The 16,724-nt window shown below is 70.8% G+C and carries 9 protein-coding genes and 3 pseudogenes; 4 read left to right on the plus strand and 8 right to left on the minus strand.

The window, feature by feature from the left end; all coding sequences use genetic code 11:
* Window positions 1-157: 157 nt before the first annotated feature.
* Window positions 158-1,651: a transcriptional repressor NsdA gene (gene nsdA, locus ACFP2V_RS10935; RefSeq protein ID WP_381209199.1), complete on the minus strand. Its 1,494-nt coding sequence runs from the start codon at window positions 1,649-1,651 to the stop codon at window positions 158-160.
* A 447-nt stretch (window positions 1,652-2,098) separates the two neighbouring features.
* Between nsdA and ACFP2V_RS10940 the strand changes: the two genes are divergently transcribed.
* Window positions 2,099-2,764, plus strand: coding sequence for a bifunctional DNA primase/polymerase (locus ACFP2V_RS10940; RefSeq protein WP_381209202.1), 666 nt, complete (start codon window positions 2,099-2,101; stop codon window positions 2,762-2,764).
* 151 nt (window positions 2,765-2,915) lie between these two features.
* Here ACFP2V_RS10940 and ftsY read toward each other — a convergent pair whose 3' ends face one another.
* Entirely contained in the window at window positions 2,916-4,115 is a 1,200-nt protein-coding gene (gene ftsY, locus ACFP2V_RS10945; protein WP_381209314.1) for a signal recognition particle-docking protein FtsY, read from the minus strand.
* Between the two features lie 171 nt (window positions 4,116-4,286).
* Window positions 4,287-4,382 (minus strand): annotated as a pseudogene (locus ACFP2V_RS10950) (hypothetical protein); the annotation flags it as partial.
* A gap of 15 nt (window positions 4,383-4,397) precedes the next feature.
* Here ACFP2V_RS10950 and ACFP2V_RS10955 point away from each other — a divergent pair.
* Window positions 4,398-5,398, plus strand: a pseudogene (locus ACFP2V_RS10955) (LLM class flavin-dependent oxidoreductase); the annotation flags it as partial.
* Between the two features lie 221 nt (window positions 5,399-5,619).
* On the opposite strand, the gene ACFP2V_RS10960 reads toward ACFP2V_RS10955, so the two are convergent.
* The 4 genes from ACFP2V_RS10960 to ACFP2V_RS10975 form a co-directional block, all read right to left on the minus strand.
* Window positions 5,620-7,038 (minus strand): sugar porter family MFS transporter, encoded by a 1,419-nt coding sequence (locus tag ACFP2V_RS10960; protein WP_381209205.1) that lies wholly within the window; start codon window positions 7,036-7,038, stop codon window positions 5,620-5,622.
* 229 nt (window positions 7,039-7,267) lie between these two features.
* Window positions 7,268-10,927: a chromosome segregation protein SMC gene (gene smc / locus ACFP2V_RS10965; protein WP_381209208.1), complete on the minus strand. Its 3,660-nt coding sequence runs from the start codon at window positions 10,925-10,927 to the stop codon at window positions 7,268-7,270.
* Between the two features lie 266 nt (window positions 10,928-11,193).
* Window positions 11,194-11,397: a hypothetical protein gene (locus ACFP2V_RS10970; protein ID WP_004924871.1), complete on the minus strand. Its 204-nt coding sequence runs from the start codon at window positions 11,395-11,397 to the stop codon at window positions 11,194-11,196.
* Between the two features lie 370 nt (window positions 11,398-11,767).
* Window positions 11,768-12,049 (minus strand): acylphosphatase, encoded by a 282-nt coding sequence (locus ACFP2V_RS10975; protein WP_381209212.1) that lies wholly within the window; start codon window positions 12,047-12,049, stop codon window positions 11,768-11,770.
* A 164-nt stretch (window positions 12,050-12,213) separates the two neighbouring features.
* On the opposite strand from ACFP2V_RS10975, the gene ACFP2V_RS10980 reads away from it, so the two are divergent.
* Window positions 12,214-13,545, plus strand: coding sequence for a CAP domain-containing protein (locus tag ACFP2V_RS10980; RefSeq protein ID WP_381209215.1), 1,332 nt, complete (start codon window positions 12,214-12,216; stop codon window positions 13,543-13,545).
* A gap of 20 nt (window positions 13,546-13,565) precedes the next feature.
* Here ACFP2V_RS10980 and ACFP2V_RS10985 read toward each other — a convergent pair.
* Window positions 13,566-13,865, minus strand: a pseudogene (locus ACFP2V_RS10985) (tyrosine-type recombinase/integrase); the annotation flags it as partial.
* Between the two features lie 484 nt (window positions 13,866-14,349).
* Here ACFP2V_RS10985 and ACFP2V_RS10990 point away from each other — a divergent pair.
* A complete protein-coding gene (locus ACFP2V_RS10990) occupies window positions 14,350-14,937 on the plus strand; it encodes an Imm21 family immunity protein (RefSeq protein WP_381209218.1) in 588 nt (195 codons plus the stop codon).
* Window positions 14,938-16,724 lie beyond the last annotated feature (1,787 nt).

The following is a 16,724-nucleotide window of genomic DNA, read 5'->3' on the forward strand; positions in this document are numbered from 1 at the left end:
CGGCCGCGGCGGGCCTTCCGATGACCTGGCATGGGGGAGCCGAGTCGGGCAGTTCGGGAGGACCGGCCGCGGCCGGGGCTCTGGGTTTTCCCGGAGCCCCGGGATTCCTGAGGATCTCCGAGGTTCTTCCGGGGACTTTCCGGGTGCTTTCCGGGCGTCAGACCGCTTCGGCGGTCTCCGGCAGTTCGATGGCGAGCCGCTCGGTGAGGTCGACGACCTCGGCCCGGTCGCCGAAGTCGCGGACGGCCGTGTCGACCGTCTTTCGGATACGAGTGTTGACGCGCTCGGAGCGGACCTTCTTGGCCGCCTTGATGGCGTCGGTGGCGAGAACCGCTCCCTGCTCGGGCTCGCGCTGGAGCAGATGCACGGTGGCCATGCCGATCAGGTTGAGGGCGTACGACCGCTGGTGCCGGTCCGCCTCCGCGGCGAACAGCTCCACGGCCCGCTGCATCAACGGCTCGGCGAGCGAGGCGTAGGTGGGGCTGCGGCCCGCCACGTAGGCGAGGTCGCGGAAGGAGTGGGAGTTCTCGCCGTACAGCTCGGCCTCGGAGAAGAACCGGATCCAGTCGGGGTCCGGCTCGTCCCACTCGTCGGCCTCGGCGAAGGTGTCCTCGGCCATCCTGACCGCGCGCTTGCACCGGCCGGGCTGGCCCATGTTGGCGTAGGCGCGGGCCTCCATCGCATACAGCATCGACTGGGTGCGAGGGCTCGCGCAGTCACGGCTGCCGTACTGCGCGAGATGAATGAGCTCCAGGGCGTCCTCGGGCCGGCCGAGATGGATCATCTGCCGGCTCAGATTCGACAGGATGTACGAACCGAGCGGCCGGTCCCCGGCCTCCTTCGCCGCGTGCAGGGCGAGGACGTGGTACTTCTGCGCGGTGGGCTGCAGTCCGACGTCGTACGACATCCAGCCGGCCAGTTCGGCGAGCTCGGCGGCGACCTTGAACAGGCGCCGCCGGATCGGGTCGGGCTGAGGATCCTGGAGCAGGTCCGTCACCTCGTGCAGCTGCCCGACGACCGCCTTGCGGCGCAGGCCGCCGCCGCACTGGGCGTCCCACTGCCGGAACATCACGGTGGTGGTCTCCAGCAGGTCCAGCTCCGGCTGGGACAGCCGGCCGCGCGCGCGGCCGACGGAGGCCGGCTCGGGCTCCGGGCGGGACTGCGCCGCGGACGGCGAGGGGACGAGCCAGCGCTGCATGGGCTCGATGAGGGACGGGCCCGCGGAGAGGGCCAGCGAGCTCCCGAGGAAGCCGCGCCGCGCGAGCATCAGGTCACTGCGCGAGAACTCGCTGAGTAGGGCCACGGTCTGCGGGCCCGTCCAGGGCAGGTCGACGCCGGTCACGGAGGGTGAGGGCCGGGTGGCGCGCAGGCCCAGGTCCTCGACGGACACGACGACGCCGAAGCGCTCGGAGAACAGCTCGGAGAGGATCCGGGGGATGGGCTCGCGCGGATTCTCGCCGTCCAGCCAGCGGCGCACCCGCGAGGTGTCGGTGGAGATGTGGCCGGCGCCCAGCCGGCGGGCCCTGCGGTTGACCTGGCGGGCGAGCTCACCCTTGGACCAGCCGCTGCGGACGAACCACGAGGCGAGCAGCTCGTTCGGACGCTTTTGAGTACTCGCAGCGTTCGTCCCGCCACCGCCGTTGCCGCTCACTGGAACGCCCCCATTCCCTGAAAACCGCTTGCCGCTGAGTGCGCCAAGCCCTATCAGAATGCCGGTTGTCGGGACCGCCGTCCGGCGGTTCCCACCCTTCGAACGGAAAGCCGGGTTGCCTCCGGCATACCCGATCGGCGCATGTGCCCCGAGAAACCGTGCACACACCGTAGTCCCACGATCACCCGTCCAGCCATGGCGAACCCGTAATCGCCACCATTCGCCACCCCATCGGATGAACTCACCGTGGTCGTCCCACGCTTCACTTGACGCGGGACAGTCAAGAGTGGGTGCGGTGACGCACGCGGGGGCGCGCAGCACCGTGCGCACCACCCACGGTGCTTCGAAGCGCCGACTGAGCAGGGCCGCACGGGGAAGTCGAGAACAGAGAGTCACGCGTCGCGCCCACTGCGTAACCGCCGGTGCGTCGGACCCGTTGGAGGGGGCATGGGCTTCACGATCGGTATCAGCCGGGGCATCCGTGACCTCCGGTCCGGCTCGCGCCGCCGGGGCCGCGGGTCGGCGGGCACCGCCGTGGCGGAGTACACCGGGCTGTGGGGCTGGGATGTGGTGCCGGGCGCCCGCGCCGCCGCCGGTACCTGCTCCTGCGGCCGGGCGGGATGCCGGGCACCGGGCGCGCATCCGCTGGATTTCGCGCCGGAGATCCCCGCCGGATCCCCGCTGGACGACGTGTCGGAGATCTGGGCCGAGTATCCGGGCGCCTCGATGATGCTGCCGGTCGGGCGGACGTTCGACGTGATCGAGGTGGCCGAGCCCGCCGGGTGCCGCGCGCTGGCCCGGCTCGAGCGCATGGGACTGCCCGTCGGCCCCGTCGCCGCCACTCCTGACGGCCGCGCCCAGTTCTTCGTCGCCCCCGGGGCCGCCGCCGCACTGCCCGAGTTGCTCTACCGCATGGGCTGGGACGACCCGGCCGCCCTCGACCTGCACGGCCTGGGCCCCGGTACGCACATCACGGCTCCGTCGTCCGACCGGGGCGGTCGCGGCCCGGTGCGCTGGCTGCGCTCCCCCGCCCTCGACTCGGTGCCCCGGCCGCCGGAGGCCCGCCTGGTGCTGGGCACCCTGGCGTATGTGGTGCACCGGTCGCAGGCATAGGCGCCGCAGGGGCACCGGCGTACCGGCCGGCTCCGGCAGCGGTGACCGGGCTCTGTGGTGGTGAACGGCGAAGCGCCCGTTTCCGGGGTCCGGAAGCGGGCGCTTCTTCGCATTTCCGTGGCGGTTCGGTCCGGCCGGCCGCCCCGGGGTCTCACTCCCCGATGAGCGCGTCCACGAACGCATCCGGCTCGAACGGCGCCAGGTCGTCCGCGCCCTCACCGAGACCGATCAGCTTGACCGGGACCCCCAGTTCGCGCTGGACGGCGACCACGATGCCGCCCTTGGCCGTGCCGTCGAGCTTGGTGAGCACGATGCCGGTGATGTTGACGACCTCGGCGAAGACCCGGGCCTGGACCAGGCCGTTCTGGCCGGTGGTGGCGTCGAGGACGAGCAGCACCTCGTCCAGCGGGGCGTGCTTCTCCACGACCCGCTTGACCTTGCCGAGCTCGTCCATGAGGCCGGTCTTGGTGTGCAGCCGGCCGGCGGTGTCGATGAGCACGACGTCCGCGGCCATCTCCTTGCCCTCCTTGACCGCGTCGAACGCGACGGAGGCCGGGTCACCGGCCTCCGGGCCGCGCACGGTGTGGGCGCCGACCCGCTCGCCCCAGGTCTCGAGCTGGTCGGCGGCGGCGGCTCGGAAGGTGTCGGCGGCACCGAGGACAACGGTGTTGCCGTCCGCGACCAGCACCCGGGCGAGCTTGCCGGTGGTGGTGGTCTTGCCGGTGCCGTTGACCCCGACGACCATCACGATGCCCGGGCCGCCGTTCTCGTTCCCGGTACGCACGGTGCGGTCCATGCTGGGGTCGACCAGGGCGACCAGTTCCTCGCGAAGCAGTCCGCGCAGCTCCGTGGGGGTACGCGTGCCGAGTACCTTCACGCGCTCGCGCAGCCGCTCGACCAGCTCCTGGGTGGGCTGCACACCGATGTCGGAGATGAGCAGCGTGTCCTCGATCTCCTCCCAGGTGTCCTCGTCGAGGTGCTCGCGGGACAGCAGCGTGAGCAGGCCCTTGCCGAGCGCGTTCTGCGAGCGGGAGAGACGGGTGCGCAGCCGGACGAGCCGGCCGGCGGTGGGCTCCGGGATCTCGATCGCGGGCGCCTCGATGGGCGGCTCCTCGACGACGACCGGGGCGGAGCCGTCCGGAAGATCAACCTCCTCTACGGTGCGCCGCGGTTCCTCCCGCGGCGTCTCGGCCTCGTCGCCGACGTGCGGCTCGGCCGGGGGGGCGGTGATGTCGGGGGCGGCGGGCGGCGGCGGGGGCAGCTGCTTCTTGCGGCGGCTACCGACGATGAGCCCGCCGAGCGCACCGACCACGACCACGGCGATGACTACAGCAAGGATGACGATGTCCATAACAGCCCCAGTATCAGCCATGGGCACCCCGGTCGCGCTGATGGCGGCCCGCTCGACGCGGTCCGTGCCACCCGGCGCCGACGCTCCGCCGGCTGCCGTCCGCCCCACAGCCGCCCGGTGCACGGTGAAGGAGACGAGGTCATGCCCGTCGCGGTCGTACGTGCGGATCCGGTGGGGGAACATCTCGCCGAGCATGACCCAGACGACCACACCCCACGACAGGACGAAGAAGAGGGCGAAGAAGAGGACGAACACGTGGGCGGCCACCAGCGCGACCCAGCCCTGGGTGGCGGGGAGTTTGCCGTCGACGAGGTCGGATTCGATCCGGTCGCTCCGGACGCCTCCCCCGCCGAGCTCAGCGACCGCTGCCGGGCGGCCCTGGAGATGGCCGCGTACGCCGACGACCGTGGGCTCACCACCGTCCGGACGGAGGAGCACCACGGGGCGGTCGGCAACCGACTGCCGTCACCGTTCGTCTTCGCGGGCCCCGCCTTCGCGGGCCCCGTCCTCAGCGCGACCCGCCGGATCGCGGTCACCGTCTCGGTGATGATCGGCCCGCTGTACGACCCGCTGCGGCCGGCCGGGGAGACCGCCGTGCTGGACCTGCTCGGCGGCCGTGCTGGACCCGCTCGGCGGCGGCCGGCTGGTCACCGTCGCCCGGATCGGGTACCGGCCCGAGGAGTACGACCGGTTCAAGGTGGGCTTCGCGCGGCGCGGCGCGCTCCGGGACGAGCTGCCGGAGACGCTGCTGAGGGCGTGGACCGGTGAGGAGTCCACCCACCGCGGCCGCACGGTACGGCTCACCCCGCGCCCGTACATCGATCCGCATCCGCCGCTGCCGGTCGGCGGGCCACCCGACTCGGACCGCCGTTCCGCCCCGGCGCGCGTCTGCCGGAGCCGGAGGCGTACCACGAGGAGGCGTACCACAAGGAACAACTCACCGAGTACGGCACCAAGGGCTGGACGAGGATGCCGGCCCCACAGGCCCCGCTACTGCACGTGACCGAAGACCCGGACCGCGCGTGGGCACTCCACGGGCGGCACTTCCTGCACGAGGCGCGCACCTACGCGCCCTGCCGGCCGGCCGGGATCCGCTCGGCGGCGCGGTCGGCGGCCATGCCGTGGAGGAGCTGCACGCGGAGGGCGTGTACCGGATCCTCACGCCCGAGGAGGGTGCGGAGCTGGGGCACGACACGTATGTGCCGCATCCGCCGGTCGGCGGGATGCCGGTGGGCGGAGGATGGCGCAGTCCGCGTCTGTTCGCGGAACAGGTGCTGCCCCGGCAGGCGGACGGGGCCGCCCCGCTCCGGACCCGTCCGGCCCGGGAGTGCAGGCGGTGTGCAGGCGGTGTGTGGACGGCACACCGCCGCCCCGGCCCGGACGGGTCCGGAGCGGGGCGGCGGGGGTACGAGGAGAGGGGCAGCGGGGACTTGAACCCTTCTCCTCGGTTCATGGGACGGGCCGGCCCTGAGGGGGCCCGTCGGCACCGGCCTTGCGGCCGCGGTCAGCCCATTTCCTCCAGGGCCTTGCCCTTCGTCTCCTTGACGAATTTCAGGACGAACGGGATGGAGAGCGCGGCGAACACGGTGTAGATCACGTAGGTCACCGACAGGTTCCAGTCGGCCAGCGACGGGAAGCTCGCGGTGATCATCCAGTTGGCGATCCACTGCGCGGCGGCGGCCACGCCCAGGGCGGCGGCGCGGATCCGGTTGGGGAACATCTCGCCGAGCATGACCCAGACGACCACACCCCACGACAGGGCGAAGAAGAGGACGAACATGTGGGCGGCCACCAGCGCGACCCAGCCCTGGGTGGCGGGGAGTTTGCCGTCGACGAGGTCGAAGGAGAACGCCCAGGCCTCCAGCGCGAGGCCGACCACCATACCGACGGAACCGATGATCGCGAGCGGCCTGCGGCCGATGCGGTCGACGAAGAGCATCGCGATCACGGTGCCGACGATGTTGATGATCGACGTGGTGAAGGAGTAGAGGAACGAGTCCGTCGGGTCGACGCCGACCGACTGCCACAGCGTCGCGGAGTAGTAGAACGCGACGTTGATGCCGACGAACTGCTGGAAGACCGACAGGCCGATACCGACCCAGACGATCGGCTTGAAGAAGAAGCTGCCGCCGAGCAGGTCCTTGAAGCGGGACTTCTCCTCGCTGTGCATCGCCGACTCGATCTCGGTGACGCGGGCGTCCAGGTCGATGTCCTTGCCCTCGACCTCACCGAGGATCTTCCGGGCGTGCTCGTGCTTGCCGACGGAGATCAGGTAGCGCGGGGACTCGGGGATGGTGAAGGAGAGCAGTCCGTAGAGCACGGCGGGGACGACCATGACCCCGAGCATGACCTGCCAGGCCTCCAGGCCCAGCAGTTCGCCGCGCTGGTCACCGCCGGCGGCGTTCAGGATGCCCCAGTTGGCCAGCTGCGACACGGCGATGCCGAGGACGATCGCGGCCTGCTGGAAGGAGCCGAGCCGGCCGCGGTAGGCGGGCGGGGCGACCTCGGCGATGTAGGCCGGCCCGATGACGGAGGCCATACCGATGGCTATGCCGCCGACGACCCTCCAGAAGGCGAGGTCGTAGAGGGAGAAGGGGACGGCGGAGCCGATGGCGCTGACGGTGAACAGGACCGCGGCGATCCGCATGCACCGGATGCGGCCGATGCGGTCGGCCACGCGGCCGGCGGTGGCGGCACCGATGGCACAGCCGATCAGCGCGATCGCGATGACCTGTGCGAGAGCGGCCGAACCGATGTCGTAGCGGTCGCGGATGGCCTCGACGGCGCCGTTGATCACGGAACTGTCGTAGCCGAAGAGGAAACCGCCCATGGCGGCCGACGCCGCGATGAAGACGACGCGCCCGAGATGCTCGGGGTGAGCCGTACCGGCTCCTGACTTCTGTGCCTGCGCTGAGCTGGTCACGTGTAACTCCTCGGGCCACCGGCACCGTCGCCGGGTGGGGGATCAGCCCTTCCAGGTCCACCTGAAGGTACCTGAAGGTAAAGACAATGCCATTGAGACTATGTCTTCAAGTTTTGAAGTCAAAAGAGGGGGTGGATCGCGAAATGGTCACGGATCTGCGGGGTGTCCCCAAAATCATGCGAGCTTGGATTCATGACATGAAGTCAAAGCTGAAGGTGACCAGGGCTCGTCAAGTCGCCTGGCGGAGGCGCTGGCTGATGACCTTGGAGACACCGTCGCCCTGCATGGAGACGCCGTAGAGCGCGTCGGCGACCTCCATGGTGCGCTTCTGGTGCGTGATCACGATCAGCTGCGAGGCCTCCTGCAGTTCCTGCATGAGCCGGATGAGCCGCTGGAGGTTGGTGTCGTCGAGAGCGGCCTCGACCTCGTCCATGACGTAGAACGGACTCGGCCGCGCCTTGAAGATCGACACCAGCAGCGCCACGGCGGTCAGCGACCGCTCGCCGCCCGAGAGCAGCGACAGCCGCTTGACCTTCTTGCCCGGCGGACGCGCCTCGACGTCCACGCCCGTGGTGAGCATGTTGTCGGGGTCGGTCAGCACCAGCCGTCCCTCGCCGCCGGGGAACAGCCGGGAGAAGACTCCCTCGAACTCCCTGGCCGTGTCCCAGTAGGCCTCGCTGAAGACCTGTTCGACGCGCTCGTCGACCTCCTTGACGACCTGGAGCAGATCCGCGCGGGTCTTCTTCAGGTCCTCCAGCTGCTCGCCGAGGAACTGGTGGCGTTCCTCCAGCGCGGCGAACTCCTCCAGGGCGAGCGGGTTCACCTTGCCGAGCTGGTGGTACGCGCGCTCGGCGGTCTTCAGGCGCTTCTCCTGCTCGGCCCGCACGAAGGGGCGGGGCCTGTTGCGCGGGTGCGGCCCCGCGGCGGAGCCGCTGTCGGACTCGGCGTCCTGCGGCTGCTCGCCCTCGGCGGAAGGCGAGGGCGGCACCAGCCGGTGCGGGCCGTACTCCGCCACCAGTCCCCCCGGTTCGACACCCAGTTCCTCCAGCGCCTTGGCCTCCAGCTGCTCCATCCGCAGCCGCTTCTCGGCGCCGAGTACCTCGCCCCGGTGAACTGAATCCGTCAACTTGTCGAGTTCCGCCTTGAGATCGCGTCCCTCGGTCCGCGCGCGGGCGAGTTCCTGCTCGCGGTGGGCCTTCGCGGCCTCGGCGGCGGTGCGCTCCTCGTCGGCACGTGCGAGGGACACCTCGACGTGTGCGAGCAGTTGCCGGGCGCCGGCGGCGACGGCCGCGGCGACGGCCGCCTCGTGCCGCAGCCGGGCCCGCCGCTGCTCGGCACGCGCGCGTGCCTCGCGTTCCGTGCGGGCGGCCCGGTCCAGGGAGTCGGCCCGCCCGGCGAGCCCTTTGACGCGCTCCTCGTGCGTCCGCACCTGGAGGCGGGCCTCCATCTCGGTCTGTCGGGCGTTGGCCCCGTCGGCGGCGAGCCGGTCGCGCACGGAGGTGTCGGGCTCCTCGTCGAACGGCAGTTCCTCGGCGACGGCGAGCCGTTCGGCGAGTTCCTCCACGTCGCCGAGCGCCCTGTCGAGGGCTTCCTGCGACCGGGCCGCGGCGGCGGCGGACCGCTCGGCCTCCCCGGCGGCCCCGCGGGCCTGCCCGGCGAGCCGGCCGAGCTGCTGGGCGACGGAGGACTTCTCCCGGTCGGCCACCCGGCGCCGCTCCCCCAGTTCCTCGACGAGGGCGGCGCACCGGCCTCGGTCCTCGGTCGCCGTGTGCTGTGCCCGGGTCAGCTCCTCGCATCGCACGGCAAGCTCCTCCAGCTCGGCGGCGGCCTCGTCCACGGAGGCCTGCACCTCCAGCAGGCTCGGGGCACCCGCCGAGCCGCCGTGCGCGAAGTGCGCGCCCAGCAGGTCGCCCTCGGCGGTCACGGCGGTCAGCTCGGGCCGCGCGTACAGCAACTCCTCGGCGTCCTCCAGGGTGCCGACGACGACGATCCCGCGCAGCAGCCGGCGCACGGCGGGCAGCAGCTCGGCGGGCCCGCGCACCAGATCGGCGGCGTACTGCGGGCCGTCGGGTACGTCGGTGAGCGGCTCGTGTGCCCCGTGCGGCCCGTACGAACCGTCGGCTCGCTGCTCGTGCGGGCCGTCGTGCACCCCGGCATGCGAGGGGTCCGGGGCGGTGGCGAGGAGCAGGGCGGCCCGGCCCGCGTCCTGTTTGCGCAGCAGGCGGATCGCCTCGGCGGCGGCGGAGGGGCTGGTCACGGCGAGGGCGTCGGCGGCGGCCCCGAAGGCGGCGGCGAGGGCGGCCTCGTGGCCGGGGGTGACGGTGAGCAGTTCGGCGGCGGGGCCGAGCAGTCCGGTGAGCCGGTCCTGGGCCGCGAGCAGCGCGCCGGTGCCGTCCTTGCGGCGCAGGCCCAGGGCGAGGGCCTCGTGACGGGCCCGGGTCGCCGCGCGTTCGCGTTCGGCGGCGGTGGCCGCCTCGCGGGCGGCGGTGAGGGCGGCCTCGGCCTCCGTGAGCCGCTGCCTGGCCCCGTCGTGCTGTCCGGCGAGTTCCGCGTCGCCGACGTCGAGGCCGTCGACCTCGGCCCGCAGGGTCTCGTACTCCTCCTGGGTGGCGGCGGCCCGTTCCCGGGCCTCGTCGCGGGCGGCCGCCAGGCGCTCGATCTCGGCCTGGGCCGCCGCGGCGCGCGAGCGGGCGGCGCCGACCTTACCGGTGAGGCGGGCGAGTTCCTCCCGCCGGTCGGCGATGGCACGCGCGGCGTCCTTCAAGCGCCTTTCTTCCTGGGCGAGTTCGCGTTCCAGCTCGGCGCGGTGGGCGACCGTGTCCTCCAGGGCACGTTCGGCGGCCTCGAGGGCGGCCTCCAGCTCGGCCTCCTGTTCGCGGACGCGGGCGGCCTCGCGCTCCAGGTCCTCGGGGTCGCGTCCGCGGCGCTCCTCGGGGGGTGCGGAGGTGACGCTCTTCACGCGCGCGTCGGCGAGCGAAATGGTGCCGCGGACCCGCTCGGCGAGCTGGGACAGCTCGTACCAGGTCTGCTGGGCGTTCCGCAGACGCGGGGTGAGGCGGCGGACCTCGTCCTCGAGGACCGCCTCGCGCTGGAGGGCCTTGCGCAGTTCCCGCTCGGCGGTGTCCTTGCGCTCCTTGAGGGCGGCCTCGTCGGCGATCTCCGCCGTGAGGGCCTCGCGCAGGCGCACGAGGTCGTCGGCGAGGAGGCGCAGGCGGACGTCGCGCAGGTCGGCCTGGATGACGGCGGCCCTCCGGGCGACCGCCGCCTGGCGGCCGAGGGGCTTGAGCTGGCGCCGCAGTTCGTCGGTGAGGTCCTGCACGCGCGCGAGGTTGGCCTGCATCGCGTCCAGCTTGCGCAGCGCCTTCTCCTTGCGCTTGCGGTGCTTGAGGACGCCCGCGGCCTCCTCGATGAAGGCGCGGCGGCCCATCGGGTCGGCGTGCAGGACGGAGTCCAGCTGGCCCTGGCCGACGATGACGTGCATTTCACGGCCGATGCCGGAGTCGGAGAGCAGTTCCTGGATGTCGAGGAGGCGGCAGGTGTCGCCGTTGATCTGGTACTCGCTGCCGCCGTTGCGGAACATGATCCGCGTGATGGTGACCTCGGCGTACTCGATGGGCAGGACCCCGTCGGCGTTGTCGATGGTCAGGGACACCTCGGCCCGGCCGAGCGGCGGGCGGCCGGTGGTGCCGGCGAAGATGACGTCCTCCATCTTGCCACCGCGCAGTGACTTGGCGCCCTGCTCGCCCATGACCCAGCTGAGCGCGTCCACGACATTGGACTTGCCCGAGCCGTTCGGACCGACGACGCACGTGATCCCCGGTTCGAACCGGAGCGTGGTCGCCGACGCGAACGACTTGAAGCCGCGGAGGGTCAGGGCCTTGAGATGCACGCCGCCGGACTTTACCCGTCCGGGATGTCCCATTCCATGAACCGTCGGTTTCGCGGATGAACGCGCAGGGCAGACCACACGTTAAAGACGCTGAAAGGATGCGCGGAGCAAGGAATTTGGGGATCCGGGCGGCGCGGGGGCGCGGAGGAAGGAAAGAAGGGACGCCGGGGCGTCCCTTGCACTTCTGACAACGTGGCGGTGGTGACGGGCGGACCGACCACTGCTGCGCCGTGGTGGAGCTGTGCCGTGGTGGAGCGGTGCAGTGATCAGGTCAGCGCGGGCTCCGCCTGGTGTGCGTCAACGCTCTCCATGATCCTGTCGTGAGAAGCGGCAGCCGCAAGCTCGTCGTTCTCCGCCTGGATCCGTACGAGTTCGGATTCCAGGTCTTGGACGCGCTGCTGGAGCCGTCGCATCTCGGCGAGGAGTCGCGGGTCGGAGCCGCCGACGTAACCGAGAAGCGCCTTTGCCATGATGGATGGTCCTCCACAATGCGTGACCGACCTGTGCGGTGTGGGTCGTGAGGGATGAGCACCCGCGATGCTTGGCAGACCTGGAGTTGTACTGCCGCTCAGCCATGCCAAACAGCTAAGGTGCGCGGGGACTTTCAGCGTCTCACCAAAAAGTTTGACGGTCAACACGATCACACGCCGTATCGGCCGACGACCCGGTGTACGCGGCCGCCGGGCGGCTGCGCCGCGATTCCCGCGGGTGCTCCCGGCGTGACGGCCGTCGGTGCGGGGGAGCCTCCCACGACCTCGCGGGTCTTGGCAATCACCAGGACTTTTCCGCTTCGGAGCGCCGGCCACCCGGCATCCCGGAGGCCCTCCGGGGGCGGCGGGCTCAGCGGATGACGAAGCCGTCGTATCCGCCGCGGGGTGTGTCCCAGATCTCGGTGACGCCGTCCACGCGTCCGGGCGTGTCGCCGTCCTGGAGCCAGTCGAGCAGTCCGTCGCAGCGCGCGCGGGAACCCTCCGCGACCACCTGGACGCGTCCGTCCGCCAAATTGAGAGCAAAGCCACTCAGGCCGCCGATCTCCAGCGCCTTGGCCCGCGTGAACCAGCGGAAACCCACACCTTGGACGCGTCCTCGCACCCAGGCAACCAGTCGCACATCCTCGCTCATGACTGCAACCTAACCGGACAATGTCACTTGGGGCACTCCCTTCCCTGGCGGCATGCGGTACCGTCCCGATCGAATGAATCTCATATGAAACTCACTCGATGGTGTGAGTTTCGTGTTGAACGCGAGGACGAGTCGACCGACCGCAAGAACGAGGAAGGCCAGACATGGGACGCCACCGACGCTCCGCCGCCGGCCGCGCCGCCACGGGCCGCGCCGCCACGGGGGTCACTCAGCACGACGACCTGTACGACGGAGGCCGCGGCCCGCTGGGTGCTCACGCCGAAGACGCTCCGACGATGGGCATCGCCCCCTATCTGAACCCGGAGGCGTACGCCGAGACGTCCCTGCGGAGCGAGGCCTACCTCTTCGCGACGGAGAGCGCTCCCGGGGATGGCTACGCGGGGAACTTCACGCAGGGCGGCTTCTCCGGAGGCGCCCACCCGGAGAACGGTCACCAGGGGGACGGTTACCAGGGGGACGGCCACCAGGGCGGCGGCTTCGACGCGGGCCCGGGCCGCTCCGGGACCGCCGACACGGCCGTGTTCGCGAGTGACGGCCTCCGGCGCGAGGACTTCCCGCAGGGCGGTTCCCCGGACAACGGCTTCACGCCCGGCGAGAGCGACCGGCACGCGGGCGGACGACGCCGGAAGAAGAAGGCCGCGACCCCGGTCCGCACCGGCCTGCTCGGGGTGTCCGCCGCGGTGGCCCTCGGCACGGTCGCGGTGGCCACGGGCGCGGTGCCCGGTCTCGAGAACTACAAGCTGGGCGGCGGCAGTGCCCCCGGCGACAGCGTCGAGGCCGCGGGCACCCCGACCAACATACCCGGCGAGTTCGGCGGCACCTCGGGCAGCCTCGAGAGCCCGAGCCGCGACGCCGGCAACCCCGCGAGCCGCGACGCCGAACGCGCTGCCTCCCCCAAGCCCTCACCCTCGGACTCGTCCGAGAAGAAGGCGACGAAGACGCCGGAGAAGAAGGCACCCGCGGAGGCCGAAACGGCGGAGGAGAAGCCGTCGGCGACACCGAGCGAGGAGGTCTCGGAGAAGACGACGGCTCCGGAGCGCAGGACCGCCCCGCAACCGGAGAAGGAGACGCCCAGCAGCCCGGTGGCCGTGTCCGAGGAGGCCGTCGCCGGAGCCCAGGTGCTCCAACTGGTCAACCAGGAGCGGGCCAAGGTGGGCTGCAGCCCGGTGGCCGCGAACAGCTCGCTGACCGGTCTGGCCACGGCGTTCAGCAGGGACATGGCCGACCGCGACTTCTTCGACCACACCGACCCCGACGGCGACACGCCATGGGACCGGGCGTCGGCGGCCGGGATATCCGACCTCGGCGGGGAGAACATCGCCCGCGGCCAGGCCACCGCCGCGGCCGTGATGGAGGCCTGGATGGACAGCCCCGGCCACAAGGCGAATATCCTGAACTGCGACTTCAAGACCCTGGGCGTGGGCGTGCACTTCGGCTCCGGCGGCCCGTGGTGGACCCAGAACTTCGGCTACTGAGATAACCGCAGGTCACAGACCTAGGCCGGGCCCTGGGCCGTCTCCGGGCCGTCTTCCGTAGAGGGATCGTCCTGGAAGACGCTGTCAACGGCGGCCCGGGTCCGGGCCTCGCTGGACGGCATCAGGTGCGTGTACGTGCGCAGCGTGAAGCCGGGGTCATGGTGGCCCAGGTACTCGCTGAGAGCCTTGATGCTCTCCCCCGCGTCCAGGAGCACCGAGGCGTAAAAATGCCTCAGCGCGTGCATGCCGTTGTCCCGCCCGATCTCCACGCCCGCAGTCCGAAGGGCTGGCCGCCAGACGCGATCGTTGAAGCGGCTCCGATCAAGCCCCGGCTGCGCTCCGCTCCGCCGGGCGCGCTTCCCGGCTCCGCTCCGGGCGCCGCTCCTGCCTTCGGCCCGCTCCGCCCACGCTGCGCCGACGCGCGCCCACAGGTGGACAGGGCCGGAGGCCATGAGTCGATCACCGCACAGAGCGGCCCACGGTCAAAGACGATGCCTCCGGCGGGGGATCGGCCGGCACCGGGATGGAGGGGGCACCGTCGCCGACTGCGAGCCCGTAGGGGCGTGCGCGGGGTGCTCCCATCCCGTCCACCGTCGACCCAGGCAGAGCCGAGCAGACGCGGCCCAGGGGCGTCAAGGTCGTTTCGTACAGTGGCGCGCTCCACCTGGACGCCCCTGAACCACGCCCGCTCCACGGTGTGTGGGTCGACGGCGGACGGGATGGGAGCTGGGGAGAGTGCTGGGTTGAGGTCAGCCCAGCTGTCAGGCGTCTCGCCCTGTCACAGGATGAAGGCAGACTGCGTGCATGAGTGACAGCGACAACACCAATCGCGACAGGCTCGACCTGACATGGGTGGAGTCCATGGGCGGCCCGCTGATCGTCGTTCCTGTGTCCGTGCTGCACCAGTGGAGCGGTTGCACCGAGGACGGCATCATCGTCGGTGGCACCGACCAGCCGGACGATTACGACCGGGCCTGCGCCGTCGAGGGGTCCGCCGAAGTGATCAGCCTGGGTGACGCCGAGAGCACGTCCGCGCTGGTGCTGGGAGACGAACCAGCCACGACCTGCTACCTACCCGAACAAAGGGTCTTCGTGCGGTGGCTCGGCGCCACCTCCGAAGCCGAGCTGGTCGCCGCAGCCGGTGCCGTCCTGAGCGATGAGGCCACGCCATGGGAGGACTGTGGGGTCTGGGAGACCGACGGCCCGGCAGTTCTGATGGACTCAGTCGAGGCCGGCGAAGACCTTGGCGTGCCCTACCCGGATGGCAAGGGACAGCCGGACGAAGCCCCGGTGCCCGTGCCCGCAGGACGATGGAGAGTCCGCGCGTTCTACAAGACCAGCGGGTCCCCTTCGGTCGGTGTGGTCCAACTCCTGCCAACGACCGGTCCTTGATACCCAGGTAGCGTCCGGGCAGCGCAGGCGCGACCCGCGTACGGGCCTTCCGAACTGGTGGTTCAGGCCGGAGAGAAGAGCCGCACTTGTCAAGACCGCGTGCGGTGGCTGACACCAGTAGCTGACACCAACAAGCGCGAACAGCAGCGGGTGGCGCCGGACCTTAGTGGACGATCGACCGCGGCGTAAGGCCCGTTGGCCGACGTTGACGGACCCCGGTAATCGACCTGATAAGGATGAGGCCAGCCGGCAAATTAACAAGACGACCTCGGGGCACCGAACTCGACGACCGGTGTACGACGCTCGCCACCGATGCAAGATCCAACAGCGAGAACCCGTATCAGCATTGACTTACCGCACGAAGGTGAGGAGGAGCATATGCTTGTGGCCAGGCATCACCCTGCGATGACACAGGGCCATCATGGCAGTTGAACCACGGCCCGATGTGCGTCGGCTGCGTGTGCGTCTGCGCGGGTACCTCCTCGCCGTGCTGGTCTCCGCCGGGTGGGCGGTCATAGGTCACCGGTGGATGTCCGAACCGTGGTCAGCGACCATAGAGTTACTGCTCTTCACGCTTGCGGCATGCGTGCTCTACAGCGAGATCCGCGCCTGGCGACTCCGTCGCATCCACCGTATGCCCGATTGAGCGGAAGACGACGGGCAGCAACAGTGAGTGCCCAAGTGCGTGACAACGCCGACGAACAGCGGCGGACGTCCACGCACACCTGTGGACCGTCGCCGCAGGTGAGGAGCACGCCAACCCGAGATCAAGCGCCCGCCCAAGGTGCTTCGGGACGAAGAGCGGCCGTGCCACATCCGTGCCAGAACGGGCGGGGTCCCACGGGGGATCAGGGTGCGCAAGGGCACATGCCGCCGGACCCCGCCCAGGGCAAGGAGCCCCAGGTCAGGCCCGGGACCGCCCCACCTCGCTCCTAAAGCGGTGCGCGGCGACATCTAGGCCCGCACTTCGCGGGTCACCCGTTAGTGAAGGCTCAGCGCATGATCACCGACCGGTTCCCGCCGCGATCGGTTGCCCGATGACAATCACGCCGCCGGGCCGACCGCCCGTGGACCGATCCCGATCACTTGATCTTCACGATCGAGGGACCCGCGAAGTACGGGTCTAGGTAGCGAAGGGCGCGATCCGCCGTATGCCAGCACGCCGGCCGCGCTGTCGCCATGGCCGTCCGCCCAGCCGACCAGGCCGAGGAACTCCCACCACGCTTGTAGGCAATCGGACCGGACACACGCCGAGGGCCTGACCACCGTGGTCAGGCCCTCTGTGCGGTACAGCAGCGACCTGTCAGTGCTTGAGGGAGCCTTTGGACCGTTCTTTCGCGCCGCGCATCATGCCCCGTGCTTCGAGAGCGGCGCCTTTTGCTTCGAGGGTTCCTTTGTGCACAGCGTGGGCCGCCTTCCGCACAGTCTTTCCGACCACCTGTTCGGCCTTCGCCTTGGCCCGTTCTCCGGCACTCATCTCAGTACCTCCGCGGAGTCTCACTGGCCGTGTGCCCTTGAAGCAGGCGGCAAAACTAGTCTGGGGGAGGTGCCGGTCGTGGACGGCCGAGTGCACCCCCGCTCGGGCCGTCTCTGGGCCGTGCGGGGGTGCTCAACGACGACCAACGCTGACAACCACCGACGGCTAAGTCGCAGGTCGCAGCGTTGACCGAATGCACGACCGCAGGTCAGAGACCCGGCCCGTCACTTCTTCGGCTACTAGAGGTTCCCGTACCAGAGGTTCACAGCAGTACGCGCATGGAAACGGACGGCGGCCCGGGATGTCCCGG

The organism is Streptomyces incanus (assembly GCF_042656345.1).
Lineage (GTDB): Bacteria > Actinomycetota > Actinomycetes > Streptomycetales > Streptomycetaceae > Streptomyces > Streptomyces incanus.

Excerpts from the sequence above, each read along its gene's own strand:
- ACFP2V_RS10940 (WP_381209202.1), top strand. The coding sequence starts at position 2,099 with ATGGGCTTCACGATCGGTATCAGCCGGGGCATCCGTGACCTCCGGTCC.
- ftsY (WP_381209314.1), bottom strand. The coding sequence starts at position 4,115 with ATGGACATCGTCATCCTTGCTGTAGTCATCGCCGTGGTCGTGGTCGGT.
- ACFP2V_RS10970 (WP_004924871.1), bottom strand. The coding sequence starts at position 11,397 with ATGGCAAAGGCGCTTCTCGGTTACGTCGGCGGCTCCGACCCGCGACTC.
- ACFP2V_RS10975 (WP_381209212.1), bottom strand. The coding sequence starts at position 12,049 with ATGAGCGAGGATGTGCGACTGGTTGCCTGGGTGCGAGGACGCGTCCAA.
- ACFP2V_RS10980 (WP_381209215.1), top strand. The coding sequence starts at position 12,214 with ATGGGACGCCACCGACGCTCCGCCGCCGGCCGCGCCGCCACGGGCCGC.
- ACFP2V_RS10990 (WP_381209218.1), top strand. The coding sequence starts at position 14,350 with ATGAGTGACAGCGACAACACCAATCGCGACAGGCTCGACCTGACATGG.